The sequence below is a fragment of the Qipengyuania sp. NPDC077410 genome (assembly GCF_044543405.1).
Lineage (GTDB): Bacteria > Pseudomonadota > Alphaproteobacteria > Sphingomonadales > Sphingomonadaceae > Qipengyuania > Qipengyuania pacifica.
The window spans coordinates 504,044-525,079 of the sequence record NZ_JBITWB010000002.1 but is presented as its reverse complement, the minus strand read 5'-3'; the positions used below and the strand labels follow the sequence as shown (position 1 = coordinate 525,079).

Below are 21,036 nucleotides of genomic sequence, written 5' to 3'. Positions count from 1 at the left end.
TGGAACGCATAGTCACCCGCACTAGAGACTCAACAGCCGCGATAACGCCATACATGTAGCTGTCAAACACTATCCTGTAATTTTACTTGCAAGGTAGATGATTCGTGCTAGATGCGCGATTGGAAGGACTACATTGTATGGACGAGGATGTACTACGTGAGGCTATCAAACTAGCCTTCGATCTACCAGAAGATTGCTCACAGCTAGAAGCACTAGCGAGGCAGTTGGACCTACTGTTAATGGCGAGTGATACGGGACAAGACATAGACGCAGCTATGTGTTCCTTCCTCGCTAGGACGGGAGGAGGGTCGCCCTCCCGTCCATTTACCCCGCTTCCACCCGTTGCAACTGTGCCAGCACTTGCGCTGGTAGTTGCTCCCTGTGCGCCTTAGCGTCTTCAACAACGTCAATAACGTCGTGTGAGCCATCTGCGTTTATACGGATGCTGAACAGGTCCGTGTGGACGTAGGTGCGCTTGTCTGGATAGCAGGTCATTGACCCTATGATGTTGCGCAGCGCGTGGCTTACTTTGGAGCGAGCAGCGTAGCGGACTTCCTCGTCCTTGTCCTGTAAGCTGCCCCGTACCTCTCTGACGCGGGCAATGTGTTGTTCGGGGCTTGCGCTGCCCTTGGCTCCCGAAAGCTCTTTGCGCAGGGCTTCGTTATTGTCACGCTCTGCGCCTATCTCTTCCTCTAGGTCGCCAAGCCTGTTTGCCAGTGCTTCGCTGAACCTAGCAGCGAGGTTGTCTACTAGGTTTTTGGCCTGTGCTTCCAAGTGGGTGATGTGGCGTTCACGCTCCGCGATTGCGTTCTCAATCTCGGCAATGCGATCCGGCATGGCGAAGTCGCGATTGTCGAGCGCACTTGTGAGCAACACATCGAGGATGGTTGTTTCCAAATTCTCGTATCGGATGCGCGTCTTGTTGGTGCATCCTGCCGAACGGCGGTTGCTATTGCAGCGGAATGAGGAACGGTCTGTGCGAACCGTGTAGGTCCGCTTTTCGCCCTTCTTCGTCTTGTGTTGGACCTTGCGGTCCTTCCGCTGTTCCAACTGATAATACATTTTGGAACCGCATTCCGAGCAGCTAGCCAATCCTGCGAACAGGTTGCGCAGTCGGCTTACCTCCTTGCCACCAATCGCCTTTCGCTGTTGCTTTGTCGCCTGTGCTTTGTTGAACAGGTCCGTTGGTACAATTTGCGGATAGTAGTCAGGTATCACGATGCCCTTGCTGACAGCGTGGTGTGACGCCTCGCTATGCTTGCGAGACTTGGGAGCAAACTCACCTAGGACTGCGCGGTTCTTGAGCAGCTTGTGCAGGTAGGCAGTGTTCCAGCCATTGCCCTTGCGTGAGCCTCGCGCCCATGATGTTTCACCGCGTCCGTTTATGTCTCGGACGATGGATGGCAGTCCTTGTCCATTGACGTACTTCTCGTAGACCTCGCGGACAATTTCGGCCCTGTGTTCGTTCGCCACACATTCGCCTGTCTTGGGGTCAATTTCTAACCATGCTGGCAGATGCTTGCTGAACGCCTTGCGGTCGCCATTCTGGATGGCTTCAATCTTTGCATCCCACGCCTTGCGCAGTCGCTTGCTCTTGTCGTCACTGGCCCTGTGGTCAGCTTCCGCTTCTACGATAACGGTAATGACTTGCCCCATGTCGGGCTTCTCGAAAGCGTTGAACCTCTTCCCACCGTGGATGGTGTGGACGCTCATTCCATTAGTGGTGAGTGTCGTGAGAATCTTGAGGGCTTCTTCCCACCCTTGGCGCGTTAAGCGGTCCAAGTTCTCAACGACAAGCGCAGCACCATTTCGGAAGTGCCCTGCCGTAGCTTTGCGCTCAAGCTCGTACAAAGCGCCACCAGCTTCACGATGGACGCCAGCGTATGCGGACTTGCCCTGATCCGTGAAATCGCGTTCCTGCTGCGCTAGCGGGTCCGTGAAAGGGTAATCCCAATCGGAATGTTGTTTGATAAAGTCGCGGGCGCTTTCAAGCTGCCGCTTTAGCGAGGTGCCCTTTCCTTGCTCCATGCTGGAGAAACGGGCGTAAACGTAGGCAGGGATTGTCATTGCTCACTCCGGATAAGCACATTCCAGAGTTTTGTGCTACTGCCGCTGACATTATCAGATGGTTGCAGCCGTGGCTGCGGGCTTCCAGCGGGCTGCCGGGTATTGCCATGACCTCGCGCCCGGCCTCTCCCGCCAATCGAGCTGTAATGAGGCTACCCGATTTTACCGCCGCTTCCACCACGAGCGTCCCGCTCGCCAGCCCGGCAATGATGCGGTTGCGGCTGGGGAAGTGGCTTCCACGCGGTTCGGTGCCCGGAGGTTGTTCTGCAAGCAACAGACCTTCGGTAGCGATCCGATCCTGCAACTCCGCATGCTGTGGGGGATAGGCAATGTCGATGCCGCTGGCGATCACGCCAATTGTGTGAGGAAAAGCACCCTCATGCGCAGCGCCGTCGATGCCGCGGGCAAGACCCGAAACGACTGTAAGGCCCGCTTCCGCCAGCCCTTTTGCAAATTCGCGTGCCAGCTTGACCGCCGCCGCACTGGCGTTGCGGGCACCGACGATGGCCACGCATGGTCTGGCGGCAAGCGATAGGTCCCCGCGCCATGTCAGGATCGGCGGCGCGCCTTCGATTTCACGGAGCAATGCGGGATAGCCGGGCTGATCGTGGAAAAGGTATTTGGCGCCCGCTTTGCGCACGCTTTCCACCTCGCGTTCGACCTTTTCAGCCGGTATCGCACGGTACTGTCTCCCGCCGCGTTTTCCCAGATCGGGCAGCGCTTCCAACGCCTCCGTAGCGGCGCCGAAACGCTGCAGCAGCATGGCATAGCTGACCGGGCCGATATTGGGAGAACGTAGCAAGCGTATACGGGCGAACGCTTCCTCCTGCGATAACGCCGGATGCGCGGGTGCGTTCATTTCCTGCTGCCGCCGACCTTCGGTTCATCTCCCTTCATCAGGCGCGTGATATTGGCGCGGTGAAGGTAGATGATCACCACCGCGATCGCGGCGAGAACCGGAAAGAACTGCGGGTATCCGAACAAAGGTGCGGCGGCAGCGGCGGCGACCACCGCGGCCATACCGGCAAGCGAAGATACCCTGAAAATTGCCAGCACGCTGAGCCATACGAAAGCATAGGCGAGCCCTATCGGCCAAGCGAGGCCGAACGAAACGCCGGCGTTGGTGGCGACGCCCTTGCCGCCTTTGAACCCCAGCCACACGGGGAAACAGTGTCCCAGCACCGCAGCACCCGCAGCGAATGCCATTGGCATTTCGCCCCAGAGCTGCCCCGCGATGACGACCGGAGCGAGCCCCTTGGCTAGATCCAGGACAAGCGTGGCTACCGCCAATCCCTTGTTGCCCGTTCTCAGTACGTTGGTCGCGCCGATATTGCCGGAGCCGATACTGCGCACGTCCCCCATGCCGGCGGCTTTGGTGAGCAAAAGGCCGAACGGAATGGATCCGATCAGGTAGCCGAGCAGCGCTGCGTATAATGCTTCCACGGGAAACTCCGCTTATGGACGAACCGGGAACGGTCGCGCCCTTTCTCTATGAACTCGCTCTAAAAGTAAGTACGGGCCTTGGGCAATGCCCGACTGACGTCACCTTCACACCCGCATCGTAAAGAAAATCCGCTTTGGACGCATCATCCCCCATCCTGTTGTTCGATTCCGGTGTCGGCGGGCTCACCGTGCTGGCAGAATTGCGCGCACTGCTGCCGCAAGCGCCGATCATCTATGCAGCCGACATGGCTGGCCTGCCCTACGGCGCGAAAAGCGAAGCGGAAATCGCCGCCCGCGTGGCGGGGCTGCTGGGCCGCATGGCCGAACGCTACCAGCCGCGCCTGATCTGTATCGCCTGCAACACGGCCAGCACGATCGCGCTCGGCATGGTTCGCGACGTGCTGGAAACTCCGATCGTGGGCACCGTTCCCGCGATCAAGCCAGCTGCCGCCATGACACAGACGGGCGTCTTCGGCCTGCTCGGCACCGAGGCGACGATCCGCCAGAGATATGTCGACGATCTCGAACGCGAATTCGCCGGCGGCAAGAAATTGCTGCGTTACGGTGCCAACGACCTTGTCACCCTGGCGGAAGCTAAGTTGCGCGGCGAGAAAGTTGACGTCGACGCCGTGGCGGAAGCTGCCCGGGGGCTGGTTCAGCAGGCTCGCGGCAACGAAATCGATACGGTGGTGCTCGCCTGCACCCACTTCCCCCTGCTCGAGCAGGAGCTCGGCGAAGCATTTGGACCCGGCGTTCGATTCGTACATGGCGCGCACGGCATTGCGCGGCGGGTCGCTCAACTGGTCGAAGGACAGCCCATGACGCGCACCGTACCGGACCGGGCCGTGACAACCGGCTCTCTCGAAAACTTCGAGAAGGTACGCGGGCCCCTGTCGCAAATCGGTCTCGATCGCCTCGAAGTTCTTTAGCCAGCCGGGTTTCGGCCAGCAGAGCTTGTTTCGACAGGTGAGAATCGTTCGCAAAGATCGCAGTGGCGATTTGCAACGCATTCGATTAGGGCGAGCCGCATAGTCAGCCGCGGAAGGGCGGCGCAGATACGAGCGACTACGCCGTGAACTACGACCAGATCTTCGACGAAGCGATTGCCCGACTCCATGAGGAAGGCCGCTATCGTGTCTTTATCGACATCCTGCGCAACAAGGGCGCCTTCCCTAACGCGCGGTGTTTTGCTGGTCACAACGGTCCAAAGCCGGTCACCGTGTGGTGCTCGAACGACTATCTCGCCATGGGGCAACATCCCAAGGTCATCGAGGCCATGGAAGAAGCGCTGCACGATGTGGGCGCCGGTTCGGGTGGAACGCGCAATATCGGTGGCAACACCCATTATCACGTCCAGCTCGAAGCCGAACTGTCGGATCTACACGGCAAGGACGCGGCCCTGTTGTTCACCAGCGGCTATGTTTCCAATGACGCTACGCTGTCGACCGTGGCGAAGCTGCTGCCGGGCTGCGTGATCTTTTCCGACGAATTGAACCACGCCAGCATGATTGCGGGCATCCGTAATTCGGGCTGCGAAAAGCGCGTCTTCCGCCATAACGATCTCGAACACCTCGAACAGTTGCTGGCTGCCGAAGATGCGGACACGCCCAAGCTGATCGCCTTCGAAAGCGTTTATTCGATGGATGGCGACGTCGCACCGATCCATGCGATCTGCGACCTTGCGGAAAAATACAACGCGCTGACCTATATCGACGAAGTGCACGCCGTCGGCATGTACGGCCCGCGCGGCGGCGGCATTTCGGAACGCGACGAAGCGGCACATCGTATCGACATCATCGAAGGCACGCTGGGCAAGGCGTTCGGCGTGATGGGCGGCTATATCGCAGCGGAAAGGAAGATCGTCGACTGCATCCGGTCCTATGCGCCCGGCTTCATTTTCACCACATCGCTCAGCCCTGCTCTGGTGGCTGGCGTGCTGGCATCGGTCCGCCATCTCAAGGCGTCGAGCGAGGAGCGCGAAGGTCAGCAGGCTGCCGCCGAACTGCTCAAGCAGAAGATGCGCGATGCGGGCCTTCCGGTCATGGACAGCGTAACGCATATCGTCCCGCTGATGGTGGGAGATCCGGTTCACGCCAAGAAGATCAGCGACATCCTGCTTGCCGAATACGGCGTCTACGTACAGCCGATCAATTTCCCCACCGTACCGCGCGGCACGGAACGGCTCCGCTTCACGCCCGGCCCGGCGCACACTCCCGCCATGATGGACGACCTCGTGTCTGCCCTGGTAGAGATCTGGGACCGGATGGATATGGAACTGGCCAAAGCGGCCTGAAGCGGCGTGGCAAAGGCAGCCGACCCCGACTTTCGCCACCAGCTCACCCCAGAACTTAAAGCTATGCTCGATGGCGATGCTTCGCTGTTGGCGAAATGGGAAGCGCTGACCCCGCTCGCCAGAAATGAATGGATCTGCTGGACCCTGTCCGCCAAGCAGGAGGCTACGCGCGAAAAGCGTCGCGAGCGGCTGCACGAGGAAATCCTTGAGGGGAAAAAGCGCCCGTGCTGCTGGCCCGGCTGCCCGCACCGGCGCGAAAGCGCGCGCAAGTTCGTCGACGCATGACCCTCTAGCCAGTTCTCCTCCCCTTGTGGCATGCTACGCCTCGAGGAGAGAGATAAATGGCAACTACCTTCGACCGCACGAAGCTCGATACCGGCACGCTCGACATCAGGCCGATGACGCCTGCCATTGGGGCCGAAATTCTGGGCATCGACCTGGGGTCGACGGATATCGGTGATCGGATACCTCAAATCCGGGCGGCCCTTCTCAAACATGGTGTCATCTTCTTCCGCGATCAGGATCTCACCACGGCGCAGCATATCGCTTTTGCGCGCCACTTTGGAAAACTCGAAATCCACCCGGCGACGCCTAAGGACCAGCCCGATCCCGAAGTGCTGCGGATCGAACACGGACCCAAAAGCCGCGGTCAGGAAAATGCCTGGCATTCCGATGTCACTTGGCGCGAAGAACCATCGCTCGGATCGATCCTGCTTGCGCGCGAGGTGCCGGAATGTGGCGGCGACACGCTCTTCGCGAACATGCATATGGCGTACGAACGGCTGTCCGATCAGATGAAGCGTTTCTGCGAAGGTCTCACCGCCGTTCACGACATTGCTCGCGTTTTTGCCCGTCGGCTCGGCAAGCGACCGGAAGAACTGCACGATCAATATCCACCCACGCGCCATCCTGTCATCCGCACGCATCCCGAGACAGGCGAACGGGCGATTTACGTCAACACCGCCTTCACATCCCACATCGATGGGCTGGACGAGGCCGAAAGTCGGTGGCTACTCGATCACCTGTTCGCCACGGCGCGCGATGCGGAAATTCAATGCCGCTTTCGCTGGCGTGTTGGTTCGATCGCTTTTTGGGACAACCGCGCCTGCCAGCATTTTGCCGCCAGCGATTATTTCCCTGCGAGGCGGGTGATGGAACGCGTGACGATCGCAGGCGACAGACCCTATTTCGAAGCCTGACGCTGGAAGCGGGAAAAAACCGGCTTAAATAGCCCCGATGAATGGCAACGGTTCTGGCACGCGATCGAAACGCGATTTTGCTCCGGCGCTGGCGTTGGTCGGCCTTCTGCTGCTGCCCTTCCTGTTCCTGGGGCTTTTCCACCAGACGCCCCACTCTCCCGTTCATGATCGGGAGGCCGCGGTGGAGGAGGTCCTTCCCCTTCCTGCCGTACCGGATCTTCCCGCCACGGGCGAAGACACGGTGATCCTCTCCCAGCTTGCCGCAGATGATGCACAGGCCCGTAATGCGGCAGTCGGGTTCGCAGAGGCGGGACCGGGCAAGGCCACTCCGTTTTCGTTTCGCGGAAGCAGCGCGGATCGGGCGCGTGCGCGCGACTGTCTGGCTCTCGCCGGAATGGCCGAAGCGGGCGGCGGCGACGGTGATCAACGCGCGGTGATGCAGGTCATACTCAATCGCGTTCGCCATCCTGCATTCGCCAAAACAGTCTGCGGCGTGGTCTTCGAAGGCTCGCAGCGACCGACCGGTTGCCAGTTCAGCTTCACCTGTGATGGGTCGCTGGCGCGTCGCTATTCCGATGCTGCCTGGCGGGCATCCCGTGCACGGGCCGACGAAATGCTCGCCGGCGCTATCGATGCGACTGTCGGCAACGCCACCCACTTTCATGCGAATTACGTCTATCCATGGTGGAGCGACAAGCTCGACAAGGTGGCGCAGGTCGGCCCCCATATCTTCTTCCGCTGGCGCGGTTTCTGGGGCACGCGGAATGCACTCTCCGCTCGTTATGGCGGAGGAGAACCGGATCCGCTGCGCTTGCAGGAAACGGCACTGACCGTGGCAACGGCCAACCCACTCACCACCCTCATGCAGGGCGGCGAAGCGGTGCGTAGCATCACGACCGAGCTGGTAAACCAAACCACCGAAGCGGGCGACGCAACACCGTCTTCGCCAGGCGCGGGAATACATTTCGTGCTCGTATCATCGTCTGACTCGCCAGCGGCGCTGGTCGACAAGGCACGGGCGCTGTGTGGGAGCGAAGGGTACTGCCGCGTGCAAGGATGGAGCGATGCGAGCAACATTCCGGCCAAGCTGCCACTGACTGAAGAAGCCCGCCGAAGCGTGCGCTTCAGCTTTGTTTCGGCAAGCGCGAACGCGGCAGAAGCGATCTTCTTCGACTGCCGCACCTTCCCTGCGCCCGACGTTGGCACCTGCCTGCCCACCAGGCCGTAGCGGATTTTGCGCCTTCGATTCGCAGCGCTAACCCTGCTACGAACAGACTTGGGAGAAGATGGATGAGCGGCAATCCGGATATGACGTACGAAGAGGTGGTGACGAGCCGCCGTTCGATCCGGGGTTACCTCGACAAACCGGTGCCTCGGGCGATAATCGAAGAGGTGCTGACCCTCGCCATGCGTTCACCGACATCCATGAATACGCAGCCGTGGCATTTCCATGTCATCACGGGCGAACCTCTCGACCGCATTCGTAAAGGCAATACGGAACGGATTCTCGCCGGTGAGCCGGACAGCCGCGAATTCCGGCGCGGAGAGCCTTTTGCAGGCATTCATCGCGAACGCCAGATCGGGGTTGCCAAGCAATTGTTCGGAGCGATGGGCATCGAACGGGACGATAAGGAAAAACGGCAGGATTGGGTGTTGCGCGGTTTTCGCCAGTTCGATGCGCCGGTCTGCGTAATCGTGGCCTATGATCGCGAACTGTCGGGAAGCGATGACACGCCCTTCGATTGCGGAGCCGTAACGACCGCACTGGTCAACGCGGCATGGAGCCGCGGCCTCGGCTGCGTAATCAATTCGCAGGGCATCATGCAAAGCCCGGTGGTTCGCGAACATGCGGGCATTCCAGAGGAGCAGGTAATCATGAAAGCAGTGGCGCTGGGTTGGCCCGACGAGAGTTTTCCAGCCAATGCGGTCGTCAGCGAGCGCAAGCCGGTCAACGAAGCGGCACGCTTCGTGGGGTTTCCATGAGTAGCGCCTTCATCGATCTGGGTAACGGTTTCTGGTCCGTTCGCGGCAGTTTTCGGGTCGGGGGCTTTTTCGACGTGGGAACGCAATGCTCGCTGGTTCGACTCGCCAACGGCAATTTTGTGTTTCTCGACAGTTATACCCTCCCCGATGCCGTCCATTCCGACATCCTCAAACTGACCGATAGCGGTGCCAGGGTGAAGGCGGTGCTCAACCTGCATCCCTTCCACACACTCCATTGCGAATGGATGCATGAAGCGTTTCCAAACGCGCAGCTCCATGGCACTGCCCGACATCACGAACATTTGCCCCACTTGCCCTGGGCAGACACTCGCTGCGAACAGGACGAACTCGCACAGCAGTACAGTGACGACTTCTCGTTTTCGGTACCGAGCGGGGTTCCCTTGGTCTGTTCCGACGATAGCGTGCATTTTTCGTCAGTGCTCGCGTTTCATCGGGCGAGCGGGACCATTCATGTCGATGATACCTTCGTATATCTGCGCAAGGGCTTTCCGCTTTCGCTTATGCCATTCACGGGCCGGCTTGGCTTTCATCCCACATTGGCGAAGGCGCTCGAACCGCGCGCCGGTGCGGCCGACGCTTTTCGTGACTGGGCGTTCGACATCGGTACGCAATGGGCCGGGGCGAAGCGCATAGCAGCAGCACACAATGCTGTGCTGGAACTGGAACGTGACGCATTTCCCGAATTGGTCGGCGAAGCGTTGGGCAGGGTCAGGCCGACGCTGGACGCCCATCGCGAAAGGTACGGCTAGGAAACAGCCTCATTTTGGCCGTATTGTCGTTCACTTCGTCCGTCGCCCGTTCATGGCGTGCGATGGGCCGACGACCGTTCATCCGACAGAAAGGCTGGCAAAGCGATCGGCACTGCCAACTGTTCACGATGACGATTGCAAGAAATGAAAAAGAACATTCTTCTTGTGCCGACAGGCTCTTTCACGGGGTTGCTGGAAGCGAAAAAGCAGCGGCCCGGTGCGCCTCAGCAGCGCCAGGAAACATCGAAAGCCCCGCGTTCCGGACGTGCAGACGCGTAATCCAGTCCGGCGTCGTCAGGCTGGATTACGCGAGTCCGATCGTGTCGCAACGAATGAAAAGGCCGCCCTGCTCGAAGCACGGGCGGCCCTTCTTCTTCTTCGCTAGCTTAGCCCGCGTTAGCGCAAGCTTACGACGTTGTCCGCCGCCGGACGCTGGCGGCTACCATCGTAAAGGCTCGCCATCGGCTCGTCCTGCACTACAATCCGCTCGGCAGCGCCGAAGCCGTTGAAGTCCGTTTTCATCGCCGCGCCGTATGCACCAAGCATACCGATCTCGATATAATCGCCTGCCTGAATATCTTCGGGCAGGACGAATGGGCCCTGCATGTAATCCGCATCGTCGCAGGTCGGACCGTAGAAGGCGAAATCCATCTCAGGCTTGATCAGATCGTCTTCGAGCGCGCGCACGGGGAACTTCCAATCCACATGAGCCGCATCGAACAGCGCGCCATAGGCGCCATCGTTGATGTACAGCTCGTCGCCGCGCCGCTTCTCCACCTTGACGATGAGCGAGCTGTATTCGGCGCACAGCGCACGGCCCGGCTCGCACCACAATTCGGCGTTGTAAGCGATCGGCAGATTGTAGAAGTTCTGGTGGATGATCTGGAAGTAGTCTTCCAGCGGCGGAGGCTCCATCCCCGGATAGACCGAGGGAAAACCTCCGCCGACGTCGATCATGTCGATGACCACCGACGCCTCGCCGATGGCGATGCGCACGCGTTCCAGCGCCTGTACATAGGCGAAGGGCGTCATCGCCTGGCTGCCCACGTGGAAACACAGGCCCAGCCAGTCGGCATGCTGGCGCGCTTCCTGCAGCAGCGCGGGCGCCTCGGTCAGGTCGCACCCGAATTTCGACGCAAGGCTGAGCTCGGAATATTCGCTCGATACGCGCAGACGGATGCACAGGCGCAGGTCCTGCGCCGGTTCGCCCGCATCGTCACGGCATGCATCGACGATCTTCTCCAGTTCCTCGACGGAATCGAGACTGAAGGTCTTCACGCCGTGCTGGCGATAGGCTTCGCGAATGGCGCTGGGCGCCTTCACCGGATGCATGAAGCAGAGCGTCGCCTCGGGCAGCGTCGCACGCACCAGCCGCACTTCGGCGATCGAAGCCACGTCGTAATGCGTCACGCCATTGTCCCACAGGATCTGGACCAGATCCGGCGACGGGTTGGCCTTCACCGCATAGAGCGACTTACCCGGAAACTTCTCGACGAAGAAACGGGCAGCGCGCGCCGCGGCGTGCGGGCGGTTCAGAATGATGGGTTCGTCGGGCGCGAGCGCGCGAACTACGGACCGGGCGTCAGGGAAATGCGGCAACTCAAGGGACCCCCTAAACAGTCCTTGCGGACCATGAAACGACAAGCTGCCTTGCGGTTAGGAAGTCCCCTTGGGGCAGCGGGAGCGGCGCATATAAATGGTGGGTCATTAATCGCAAGTGAAATGTTGGAATAGGAATGCAAGCGCAGCCGGGTCGCGGCGAGGCTGAGTTGCGATGGGGCGACCGGTAAAAACCGTTTTTTATCAAAAGGCGAAAGATTAACCCACACGCAAACATGTGATGCTAGCGCCGCCTTTATGAGACGCGCCGTCCACTATTTGCTGATGATGCTCGCCGCAACCTTCCTTTCCGGGATGGCTGTGGATGCGCGCGCAGCAAGCGGCGCGGCGAATTGCATCCTTGCTACGGACGACCTGCTCGATTCGGCGGAGGCAGTAGCTTCTTCGAACTGGATATGCGATGCGGCCAAGCTCGATGCGGTCGGGGATCACAGCTGGGTTCGCATCCCCGCAGAGGCGCTGCATGTCGAGGAGCCGGTTCTCATCGGCGATGCCATGGCATCCAGCGGCTTGATCATTGCGCGGGCAAAGTCCGATGGTCGCATGGCAAGCCGGGCCATGAGTTCCGCCGCGCTTGCAAAGAACTGGACGACCGGCACCCGCTTTGCCCTCCCCTTGCACAGCCTTGGCGGCACCGGCCCCTTGTTCGTGCGCGTCGATCGTCCGCTTGGGCCCGATCTCGCCCATGGGCTCAAGGTCGTGTCGACCGAAGCGGCAGAGCGCGACCGTACCGGATCGCTGGTGCTGCTCGGCGTGGTCCTCGGCATGCTCATACTTACCGCGATTGTCAGCGGTTTCATGGCGATCGCGCTGCGCCGCTGGTTCGCCGCCGTGCATTTCGCTTTCTCGGTTCTGCTGGTCATTTACGTCACCACTGCGGGCTCCCTCATATTCCTGATTGCGCCGGGCATCTCGCTCTGGACGCGTTCGGTGATTTCCTACGCCACTCTCGCCTGGGCGATCGCCCTGCTCGCCCCCTTCGCGCTGACCTTCTTTGAACGCGACGCAATCACGCCTGCCATGCGGCGGGTGGCAATCGCGTGCGGCCTGCTGGTATTTGCAGGCGGCTTTCTGCTTCCGCTTGGCGCCCTGCTGGGTATGAGCATGCGCGCCGCTTACAACCTCTGCTTCATCCCCGGTTCCATCGCCACACTGGTGATCACCACCTCGGCGTGGCGCAAGGGTAGCGAGGCCGCGCGTGTATTCGTCATGGCGTGGAGCGTACCCTTCGTATTTTCCATCGAACGGCTGGTCCGCAACCTCGGCCTTTACTCGCTCCCGCCGATCGCCGACTTCGGCTTCTACCTGTCTCTGGCGTTCGAAGCTGCTGCGCTGATGGCGGCCGTGGGCTGGCGCGTCAAAGCCCTGCGGGAGGAACGCGACGCCGCTCTTGCCGTCAGCGACGATCTGGCGCGCGAGGCACGCCACGATGCGCTGACGGGCCTTGGGAATCGACGCGATTACGATGCGCGCGTCTGGCAGGCGGGAGACATGCTCGGCCTGATCGACATCGATCGCTTCAAATCGGTCAACGACACCTATGGCCACGCCACGGGCGACCGCGTGCTCGAATGGTTGGGCGACATGCTGAGACGTGAGGTCGCAACCGGCTCTTTCGTCGGCGCATGGCGGCTGGGGGGCGAGGAATTCGCCGTCGTCGTCCGGGCCGCGTCGGTCGAACTGGCCGCGCTCGAACTCGACCGGGTGCGCCGCGCAATCCCCCTCGCGATCGATAACGAAGTGCCCGGTCTGGACGAGCCGATCACGGCCAGCGCCGGCCTCGCCAAGGTCGATCCCGCAGATCCGAAGGCAAGCTATCGCGAAGCCGACCTGCTGCTTTACAATGCCAAGCGAAGCGGCCGCGACCAGCTATGCTTCGACCGCCGCGACCCTCTGCGAGAAACGAGGGACGCTGCGCCCCTGCTTGGTCCTCAGCTCAACCTGTCGCGGAAGGTGTCGTAGCCGAACTCTTTCACCAGCTCGAGGTGGTCGGTTTCGCTGTCCCACAGATAGATGCTGGGAAGCTGGACCCCGTTGAACGTATTGGTTTTCACCATCGAATAATGGGCCTGGTCAAGGAACGCGAAACGCTTGCCCACCTCTGCGCCGCCTTGAATGCGGTAATCGCCGATCACGTCCCCGGCGAGGCATGATGGCCCGCCGATCCGCACCTCTGGCACGGTCTGGTCCGTGCTTTCGCCAAGCATGGCCGGGCGATAGGGCGCCTCGATCACGTCCGGCATGTGGCAGGTGGCCGAAATGTCGGCCACGGCGACGGGCAGTTCGTTGAAACCGGTGTCCAGTATCGTCCCGACGAGGATACCCGCATCCAGCGCCACCGCCTCACCCGGTTCGAGATAGATTTCCGCGCCCGTATCCTCTTTCGCATCGCGCAGGAATTCGATCAGCTCCTCGCGCTGGTAATCGGCGCGGGTGATATGGTGGCCCCCGCCCATGTTGATCCACTTGAGCTGGCCGAACCACGGTTCGATCGCATCGAATACCTTGTCCCATGTGGCATGGAGCGGTTCGAAATCCTGTTCGCACAGATTGTGGAAATGGATACCATCGACCTGCGCCATGATTTCCGGCGTTAACTGGTCGATCGGGAAACCCAGCCGGCTGCCCGGGCTGGACGGATCGTAGCGCGGCACTTCGCCCGTTGCATGCTTGGGGTTGATGCGCAGCCCGACATCGAAATCCTGGCCCGCCGCGCGCGCATTTTCCAGGATCAACGCGGCCCGCTCCAGCTGGCCGGGCGAATTGAAGATCACATGATCGGACAGCCGGCACACCTCTTCCAGCTCGTCGGGCTTATAAGCGGCAGAATAGGTCGCGATCTCGCCGTCGTAGAATTCGCTCGCCAGCCGCGCTTCCCACAGGCCGGACGTACACACACCGTCCAGATATTCGCCGATGATCGGCGCGGTCGACCACATCGAAAAGGCCTTGAGCGCAGCCAGCACCTTGATGTCGGCCTCGTCGCGGATGTTTGCCAGCACCTGGCAGTTGGCGCGCAGCTTTGCCGCATCCACGACAAAGGCCGGGCTGCTGACCCGGTCCAGATCGAATTGGGCGAATGCGCCTGGATCGCCGGCTTTTGTTTCCATCACTCGTCTTCCGTCGTCTGGGCCAGTTCGAAGGTCAGCACACGCTTGCCCTCCGGATCGGCCAGATAGATTGTTCCGTCACCGCCGATCGCAAGGTCGTGCCCCTTGGACGGCCCTTCCCCGCTCGCGTCGAGAATGCGCTCGATCGTACCATCCGGCCGCCAGACGCGCACGATGGCACCTTCACGATCGCTGGCATCGCGCCCTTCGACTGACACGAAATACCCCTGCCCCAGCGGTTTGACCGCATAGGGATAGCCGGGCGTATTGTACGTTTCCAGCAGACGCCCGCCTTCACTGAATATCTTGATGCGCCGGTTCTCGCGATCGGCGACATAGACCTTGCCGTCCTTCACCGCGATCGAATGCGGAACGGCAAGCCCGCCAGCGCCCGAACCTTCATGGCCCCATTGGCTCAGGAAATTACCCTGCCGATCGAATACCGCGATCCGCGAATTCGCATATCCATCGGCTACGAATACCGTGTCCCTGCCGAAGGCAACGTCCGTCGGTCTGCCGAAATGATCCGGCACATCGTCCGATCTGCCTCGCGCGCCGATCGTCATTTCCAGCGTGCCATCGTGGGAAAAGCGCAGCACTTGCTCGCGTTGCACATCGGTGATCCAGATATTGTCCGTATCATCGATAGACAGGCCGTGCGGCATCACCATCTCGCCGGCGCCCCAGCGACCCAGCAACTTACCGTTGCGCGCGAACATGAAAACTACCGGCTCTTCGATCGGATTGGACGGAAACGGCTCTTTCCAATCGCGTCCGGCACGCTGGAGCACGAAGACATGCCCGTGGCTGTCGGTATCGACGGCGCTGACTTCGCCCCAGGCGACGCCTTCCGGGATTTCCGCCCAATTGCCATCCACTTCGGCGCGCGGCGCGTCTTCCGGCTTTGTCTGGCCCGAACATGCCGTCAGGGCCAGCGCGGCAAGAATTGCTATCCGCTTCATGACGGAAAAGGTCCGCGAAACACGAACACCGCCCCCGCAGCGATCAGCATGAAGCCGATCGCCTGGTTCAGTCCGGGACGAATTCCGAACAATGCCCAGGCGACGATGACGAAACCGATCAAGGAGCAGATCTCGGCAATGGTCTTGAGCTCAGCCAGTGAATAGCTCTGCGCGCCGATGCGGTTCGCCGGCACGGCCAGCATGTATTCGAAGAACGCAACTCCCCAACTCAACAGCACCGCCACCCACAACGCGCGATGCGGAGCCTTGAGATGGCCGTACCACGCCAGATTCATCAGCAGGCTGGATAGGGCGAGGAGCACGATCGGCGCGAACACAGCCGCGCGGGTCACGGTCAGAAATCCACCGGTCCGTCCAGTTCCTTCACCTGCCACGGCAGGCCATGTTCGTTGAGCATGTCCATGAAGGGATCTGGATCCATTTCTTCCATGTTGAACACGCCGTCGCCGGTCCACTTGCCGGTGACCATCATGGCCGAACCGATCATCGCCGGCACACCGGTGGTATAGGAAACCGCCTGGTTGCCGGTTTCCTCATACGCCGCTTCGTGGCTGCAGATATTGTTGATGTAGAACGTCTTCTCGCCGCTGCCATCCAGCGCTTCACCCGTCGCGATCACGCCGATATTGGTGTTGCCCTTGGTGGTTTCGCCCAGCGTTTCCGGCTTGGGCAGGACCGCAGCGAGGAATTGGAGCGGAATGATGTCCTTGCCCTGATACCGGACCGGATCGATCCGGGTCATGCCCACGTTCTGCAGGACGGTCAGGTGCTTGATGTACTCATCGCCGAACGTCATCCAGAAGCGCGCCCGTTCCATCTCCGGATTGAACTTGGCGAGGCTTTCCAGCTCTTCGTGGTACATCATGTACATGTTCTTCGGGCCGACCGCCTCGAAGTCGAATTCGACCTTCTTGCCCATGGCCGGGGTTTCGACGAATTCACCGTTTTCCCAGTGGCGCGCCGGTGCGGTCACTTCGCGAATGTTGATTTCGGGATTGAAATTGGTGGCGAAGGCCTGGCCATGGTCGCCGCCGTTGCAGTCGAGAATATCGAGCTGGCGAATGGTCTTCAGCTTGTGCTTCTTGAGCCACATGGTGAAGACGCTGGTTACGCCGGGGTCGAAACCCGATCCCAGCAGCGCCATCAATCCTGCACTTTTGAAGCGGTCCTGATAGGCCCACTGCCAGTGATATTCGAACTTGGCCTCGTCCTTCGGTTCGTAATTGGCCGTGTCCAGATAATCGACGCCCGCTTCCAAGCAGGCGTCCATGATCGGCAGATCCTGATATGGCAGGGCCAGGTTGACCACGAGTTCGGGACCGATCTTCTTGATCAGATTGACCATCGCCGGAACTTCCTCGGCGTCGATCTCATAGGTGCTCACATCCACCCCCGTACGCTCTTTCACGGAAGCGGCGATCGTATCGCACTTGCTCTTGGTGCGGCTGGCCAGGTGGATATTGGTGAAGATATCGGGGTTCATCGCCATCTTGTGGACGCAGACCGAGCTGACGCCGCCGGCACCGATCACGAGGACTGTCGACATGAAAATATTCTCCGGGTTCGAATCTTGGGCGCTCCCTAGCGAAATGCACCGGCAGCGCCAAACGATCCGCCATCCCCGTTTCCTACTTTGCGTAATTTCGGCATAGCCGGGTGCATGACCGATTATATCCCCTGCCCCCTCTCCGCCCGTTTGCAGCGCCAAACCGGGCCGGATTTTTTTGCCCTTGGACGGTGTAACATGCGGTCCATGTGTTCTACCGGAGCGACGAACTGATGAGCGATATCCGCGCACCGAATCGCGACGGCGTGCTTGCCGCAGCGCGCTCTGTCGCCGCTATCTTGCCCCCCACCCCGCTGTTGCCGGTCGAGATCGGCGGGGTTCGCTGCCATGTGAAAGCGGAAAGCCTGCAGCCTGTCGGCGCGTTCAAGATCCGCGGGGGCTGGTGGCGGCTTTCGAACCTTGATGACATGGAACGGGCGCGCGGCGTGATCGCCGTTTCCTCGGGCAACCATGCGCAGGGCGTTGCCTGGGCGGCTCGTCGTCTCGGGATTGCCGCCGCGATTGTGATGCCGCGCAACGCTCCACAGGTGAAGCTGGAAGCGACCCGTGCTCTGGGCGCGGAAATCGTTCTGTATGACCGCCCCGGCCAAAACCGGGACGACGTGGCGGCCAAGCTGGTGGAAGAACGCGGCGCAGTCCTCGTTCACGCCTTCGGCGATCCCTGGGTCATCGAAGGACAGGGAAGCGCCGGAATAGAGACCGAGGCGCAGCTTGGCCGTGCACCGTCGCGCCTGCTGGTCTGCTGCGGCGGCGGCGGCCTGGCGGCCGGTCTCGCTCTCGCCTGTCCCGAAAGTGCTATTCATATTGTCGAGCCGCACGGGTGGGACATGGTCGGTCGGGCGATCGCGGCTGGCGAGGTGGTCCATGTCGGCGAGAACCCGCCTTCCACCATCTGCGACGCCCTGCAACCCGATGCGACCAAGCCGATCAACCTGTCGGTGCTGCAAGGGCGCGCCGAACCCGGTATCACTGTAACTGACGAGGAAGTCCGGGCAGCACAGCGCTTCGCCTGCGGCCATCTCAACCTCGTGGTCGAACCCGGCGGCGCTGCCGCCCTTGCCGCAGCGCTGGCGGGCAAGGTCGCGGTGGACGAGGACACGGTGATCATGGTCACCGGCGGTAACACCGACGCAGCAAGCTTCGCTGCGACCATCACTGATCGATAGTTGCGTTTGACATTCCATCCGCGCCGCCGCACGTTCGCCGGCAAGGGTCGAAGGGGAGGAAATCGACAATGCTAGCCCAGATGCTCGCACCCGCGGCGGTACTGATCGCGTGGTCGCTGATTATGCTTGTCTGGATGGCTGCAACGCGCCTGCCAGCTATGGGCAAGGCCGGTGGCGGCCTGGGAAATGCCCGTCCGGGCGGTCGCGGCCAGGATCTCGAAGGGGTCCTGCCGGACAAGATCAACTGGAAAGCGCATAATTACGCTCACCTCATGGAACAGCCGACGCTGTTCTACGCCGTCACGATCATCATCGCGCTGCTCGGCGCCAGTGCTTTCGACGTCGTTGCTGCATGGATCTATGTCGCTCTGCGTATCGTGCATTCGGTCTGGCAGGCCACGGTAAACGTCGTAAAGATCCGCTTCCTGCTCTTCTTCCTGTCGAGCGCGGCGCTGATGTATCTCGCCTATCGCGCCATTGCCCTAACCATGTTCCATGACCCGAGCCTGGCGCCGGCATGACAGGGACCGCTTCGATGATTGATTCGCAAATTCTCCAGCCTGTCGTCGTGCTGATGGCGTGGACCATGATCATGTGGCTCTGGATGTACGCCACCCGCATTCCGGCCATGTCGAAAGCGAAGATCCAGCCCGACGACGCGCGCAAGACCGGCACGCTCGACGAACGCCTTCCCGAGCAGGTGCAATGGAAGGCACATAACTACAACCACCTGCACGAACAGCCGACGGTGTTCTACGCGGTGGCGCTTCTGCTCGCCCTGATTGGCTGGGGTGACGGCATGAACGCGCTGATCGCCTGGATCTATGTAGGTCTCAGGATCACCCACTCGCTGGTTCAGGCGACCGCCAATGTCGTGATGGTCCGCTTCGTTCTATTTGCGCTGTCCAGTATCGCTTTGATCGCGTTGATCTTCCACGCCGCCATCGCCGTGTTCGATCTTCACATCTGACGGGGACCGGGCCGCTTACTCTGCAGCCTCCTTGGCTGCATGCGCGTGGCCGTCGATGTCGATCTCGAGGTTGGCAAGGAAGCGTTCTGCATCGAGCGCGGCCATGCAGCCCATCCCGGCGGCCGTAACCGCTTGGCGATAAACGTGGTCGGTGACGTCGCCCGCTGCGAATACGCCCGGAACTTCCGTCTTGGGTGAACCCGGCTCGGTCAGCAGGTAACCACCGTCGTCCATCGGCAGCTTGCCTTTGAACAGTTCGGTGGCAGGGGCGTGGCCAATGGCGACGAAGCCGCCGTCGACGTCGAAGGTACTCGCATCGCCAGTCACCGTGTCGCGCAAGTTGAGATGGGCCAGTGCTCCCGACGGACCGGCCTCGAAACTTTCGACCGTCTTGTTCCACAGCACGCTGATCTTCGGATGATTGAGCAGGCGTTCCTGCAGGATTTTCTCCGCACGCAATTCGTCGCGGCGATGGATCAGGGTCACATCGTCAGAATGGTTGGTCAGGTACAGGGCTTCTTCGACTGCCGTGTTGCCGCCGCCGATCACTGCTACCTTCTTGCCGCGATAGAAGAAGCCATCGCACGTGGCACAGGCTGAAACGCCCTTGCCGCCCAGTTCATGCTCGCCCGGAACGCCGAGCCACTTGGCCTGCGCCCCTGTGGCGATCACCAGAACGTCGGCGATGTATTCGTCGCCGCTGTCTCCGATCGCCTTGAAAGGCGATCCGCCGGCTATGTCCACATCGACAATCGTGTCCCACATCATGCGCGTACCGACATGCTCGGCCTGCTTCTGCATCTGCTCCATCAGCCAGGGACCCTGGATAACGTCTGCGAAGCCGGGATAGTTTTCGACATCTGTCGTGATGGTCAACTGGCCGCCGGGCTGCAGCCCCTGCACCACGATGGGCTCCATCATGGCTCGCGCTGCGTAAATGGCGGCAGAATACCCTGCCGGGCCCGAGCCGATGATAAGCATCTTGGTACGATGGGTAGCCATGTCGTCAATTCCGTAAGTCTGAATGGGTTTTGCGGCTATATGGGAACCGCAGGGCCGAGAGTCACGCAACGAAGCGTGTGATCAGGGCTTCACGAAGCGCTTCATCCACACCTATCGCCTGCTCCAGATAGCCATCGAAGCTCCCGTGGCGATCGCTCGCGATCTCGAGAAAGCGGTCGAGATACTCTTCGCGCACACCGAGCAGGTCCTTTGCCGCACTGTCATCCAGCTTGCGCCCGAGCCGCGCTTCGATGCCGGGGAGTGACTGGCGCGCGAGAACTTCGAACGTAGGGCTGTCATTGGTTCGCAAAAATTCACGTCGCTGGTTCTCTTCGGATACCCCGAGAATATGCAGCAGCATGGTCGCCGCAACGCCCGTCCGGTCCTTCCCGGCATAACAATGGACCAGGCTAGCTCCATCCCTGTTAGCAAGAATGTTGAGATAGCGGCCGAACATGTCGATCATCGCCGGATTGTCGGGCATACGAGTATAGACTGCCAACATGCGCTGACGCGCGAAATCGCCCGCACTCATCTCGGGATCGATATCCATATGAGGGGGACTGCTTGTCGTTTCCCCTTCGTAGAACAGAACTTCGCCATCAAAACCCTCGACCCGCCGGCAGGGGTTGGCGCTGCGCTCGCTCTCACCGCGCAGATCGATGACGGTATGGATGTCCAGCGGAGCGATGGCTGCAAGGTCTGCGTCAGTCGCGCCGACGTGATGGCCGGAGCGAAAGAGCAGTCCCGTACGAACGGCACCCCCGCCTTTCGTGGCCCAGCCGCCATAGTCGCGAAAGTTGTGGATGCCCTGCGTTTTGAGAAAAGGATCACGAATCATGGCGGAGACGGTGGCAGTCGCG

General features: G+C 60.8%; 21 protein-coding genes. 11 read left to right on the top strand and 10 right to left on the bottom strand.

Annotation, left to right across the window (positions count from 1 at the left end; translation table 11 throughout):
• Positions 1-324: 324 nt before the first annotated feature.
• The 3 genes from ACIGGE_RS10500 to plsY are packed head-to-tail and all read right to left on the bottom strand — an operon-like array spanning position 325 to position 3,510.
• Complete coding sequence (locus ACIGGE_RS10500; RefSeq protein ID WP_397490288.1) at positions 325-2,067, bottom strand: recombinase family protein; 1,743 nt, start codon at positions 2,065-2,067, stop codon at positions 325-327.
• Positions 1,988-2,926, bottom strand: a complete 939-nt coding sequence (gene dprA, locus ACIGGE_RS10495; protein WP_397490287.1) for a DNA-processing protein DprA — start codon at positions 2,924-2,926, stop codon at positions 1,988-1,990. Before dprA ends, ACIGGE_RS10500 begins: the two co-directional genes overlap by 80 nt.
• Positions 2,923-3,510: a glycerol-3-phosphate 1-O-acyltransferase PlsY gene (gene plsY / locus ACIGGE_RS10490; RefSeq protein ID WP_397490286.1), complete on the bottom strand. Its 588-nt coding sequence runs from the start codon at positions 3,508-3,510 to the stop codon at positions 2,923-2,925. Before plsY ends, dprA begins: the two co-directional genes overlap by 4 nt.
• Positions 3,511-3,644: 134 nt before the next feature.
• On the opposite strand from plsY, the gene murI reads away from it, so the two are divergent.
• From murI to ACIGGE_RS10455, 7 genes are all read left to right on the top strand, one after another.
• Positions 3,645-4,439: a glutamate racemase gene (gene murI / locus ACIGGE_RS10485; RefSeq protein ID WP_397490285.1), complete on the top strand. Its 795-nt coding sequence runs from the start codon at positions 3,645-3,647 to the stop codon at positions 4,437-4,439.
• A 143-nt stretch (positions 4,440-4,582) separates the two neighbouring features.
• Positions 4,583-5,803, top strand: coding sequence for a 5-aminolevulinate synthase (gene hemA, locus ACIGGE_RS10480; protein ID WP_397490284.1), 1,221 nt, complete (start codon positions 4,583-4,585; stop codon positions 5,801-5,803).
• A gap of 6 nt (positions 5,804-5,809) precedes the next feature.
• Positions 5,810-6,088 carry a YdeI/OmpD-associated family protein gene (locus tag ACIGGE_RS10475; RefSeq protein ID WP_397490283.1) on the top strand — a complete coding sequence of 93 codons (279 nt, stop codon included), beginning with the start codon at positions 5,810-5,812 and terminating at the stop codon, positions 6,086-6,088.
• Between the two features lie 56 nt (positions 6,089-6,144).
• Positions 6,145-7,002, top strand: a complete 858-nt coding sequence (locus tag ACIGGE_RS10470; protein ID WP_397490282.1) for a TauD/TfdA dioxygenase family protein — start codon at positions 6,145-6,147, stop codon at positions 7,000-7,002.
• A 37-nt stretch (positions 7,003-7,039) separates the two neighbouring features.
• Positions 7,040-8,230 (top strand): cell wall hydrolase, encoded by a 1,191-nt coding sequence (locus ACIGGE_RS10465; RefSeq protein WP_397490281.1) that lies wholly within the window; start codon positions 7,040-7,042, stop codon positions 8,228-8,230.
• Between the two features lie 62 nt (positions 8,231-8,292).
• The gene (locus tag ACIGGE_RS10460; protein WP_272020053.1) at positions 8,293-8,985 is read left to right on the top strand and encodes a nitroreductase; all 693 of its coding nucleotides are present in this window, start codon (positions 8,293-8,295) and stop codon (positions 8,983-8,985) included.
• A complete protein-coding gene (locus ACIGGE_RS10455) occupies positions 8,982-9,755 on the top strand; it encodes a hypothetical protein (protein WP_397490280.1) in 774 nt (257 codons plus the stop codon). The genes ACIGGE_RS10460 and ACIGGE_RS10455 overlap by 4 nt, the downstream gene beginning before the upstream one ends.
• Positions 9,756-10,151: 396 nt before the next feature.
• Here the strand turns inward: ACIGGE_RS10455 and ACIGGE_RS10450 are convergent, their stop codons facing one another.
• On the bottom strand, positions 10,152-11,354 hold the full coding sequence (locus ACIGGE_RS10450) for a type III PLP-dependent enzyme (protein WP_375246086.1): 1,203 nt from the start codon (positions 11,352-11,354) through the stop codon (positions 10,152-10,154).
• 258 nt (positions 11,355-11,612) lie between these two features.
• Between ACIGGE_RS10450 and ACIGGE_RS10445 the strand changes: the two genes are divergently transcribed.
• Positions 11,613-13,337: a diguanylate cyclase gene (locus ACIGGE_RS10445; RefSeq protein WP_397490279.1), complete on the top strand. Its 1,725-nt coding sequence runs from the start codon at positions 11,613-11,615 to the stop codon at positions 13,335-13,337.
• Here ACIGGE_RS10445 and ACIGGE_RS10440 read toward each other — a convergent pair.
• From ACIGGE_RS10440 to ACIGGE_RS10425, 4 genes are read right to left on the bottom strand one after another with little or no spacing between them, the layout of a single operon-like run.
• A complete protein-coding gene (locus ACIGGE_RS10440) occupies positions 13,307-14,485 on the bottom strand; it encodes a carboxynorspermidine decarboxylase (protein ID WP_397490278.1) in 1,179 nt (392 codons plus the stop codon). The genes ACIGGE_RS10445 and ACIGGE_RS10440 overlap by 31 nt on opposite strands.
• The gene (locus tag ACIGGE_RS10435) at positions 14,485-15,447 is read right to left on the bottom strand and encodes a peptidyl-alpha-hydroxyglycine alpha-amidating lyase family protein (RefSeq protein ID WP_397490277.1); all 963 of its coding nucleotides are present in this window, start codon (positions 15,445-15,447) and stop codon (positions 14,485-14,487) included. Before ACIGGE_RS10435 ends, ACIGGE_RS10440 begins: the two co-directional genes overlap by 1 nt.
• A complete protein-coding gene (locus ACIGGE_RS10430; RefSeq protein ID WP_397490276.1) occupies positions 15,444-15,800 on the bottom strand; it encodes a DMT family protein in 357 nt (118 codons plus the stop codon). The genes ACIGGE_RS10435 and ACIGGE_RS10430 overlap by 4 nt, the downstream gene beginning before the upstream one ends.
• 2 nt (positions 15,801-15,802) lie before the next feature.
• Entirely contained in the window at positions 15,803-17,014 is a 1,212-nt protein-coding gene (locus ACIGGE_RS10425) for a saccharopine dehydrogenase family protein (RefSeq protein ID WP_196846460.1), read from the bottom strand.
• 233 nt (positions 17,015-17,247) lie between these two features.
• On the opposite strand from ACIGGE_RS10425, the gene ACIGGE_RS10420 reads away from it, so the two are divergent.
• From ACIGGE_RS10420 to ACIGGE_RS10410, 3 genes are all read left to right on the top strand, one after another.
• Entirely contained in the window at positions 17,248-18,201 is a 954-nt protein-coding gene (locus ACIGGE_RS10420) for a threonine/serine dehydratase (protein ID WP_397490275.1), read from the top strand.
• A gap of 68 nt (positions 18,202-18,269) precedes the next feature.
• A complete protein-coding gene (locus tag ACIGGE_RS10415) occupies positions 18,270-18,722 on the top strand; it encodes an MAPEG family protein (RefSeq protein ID WP_196846462.1) in 453 nt (150 codons plus the stop codon).
• A gap of 14 nt (positions 18,723-18,736) precedes the next feature.
• Positions 18,737-19,171: an MAPEG family protein gene (locus ACIGGE_RS10410; protein ID WP_103023438.1), complete on the top strand. Its 435-nt coding sequence runs from the start codon at positions 18,737-18,739 to the stop codon at positions 19,169-19,171.
• A gap of 15 nt (positions 19,172-19,186) precedes the next feature.
• Here the strand turns inward: ACIGGE_RS10410 and trxB are convergent, their stop codons facing one another.
• Together trxB and ACIGGE_RS10400 are read right to left on the bottom strand one after the other, a co-directional pair.
• On the bottom strand, positions 19,187-20,173 hold the full coding sequence (trxB, locus tag ACIGGE_RS10405; RefSeq protein ID WP_272020046.1) for a thioredoxin-disulfide reductase: 987 nt from the start codon (positions 20,171-20,173) through the stop codon (positions 19,187-19,189).
• Positions 20,174-20,234: 61 nt separating this feature from the next.
• Positions 20,235-21,014 carry a tyrosine-protein phosphatase gene (locus tag ACIGGE_RS10400; protein WP_397490274.1) on the bottom strand — a complete coding sequence of 260 codons (780 nt, stop codon included), beginning with the start codon at positions 21,012-21,014 and terminating at the stop codon, positions 20,235-20,237.
• Between the last annotated feature and the right edge of the window lie 22 nt (positions 21,015-21,036).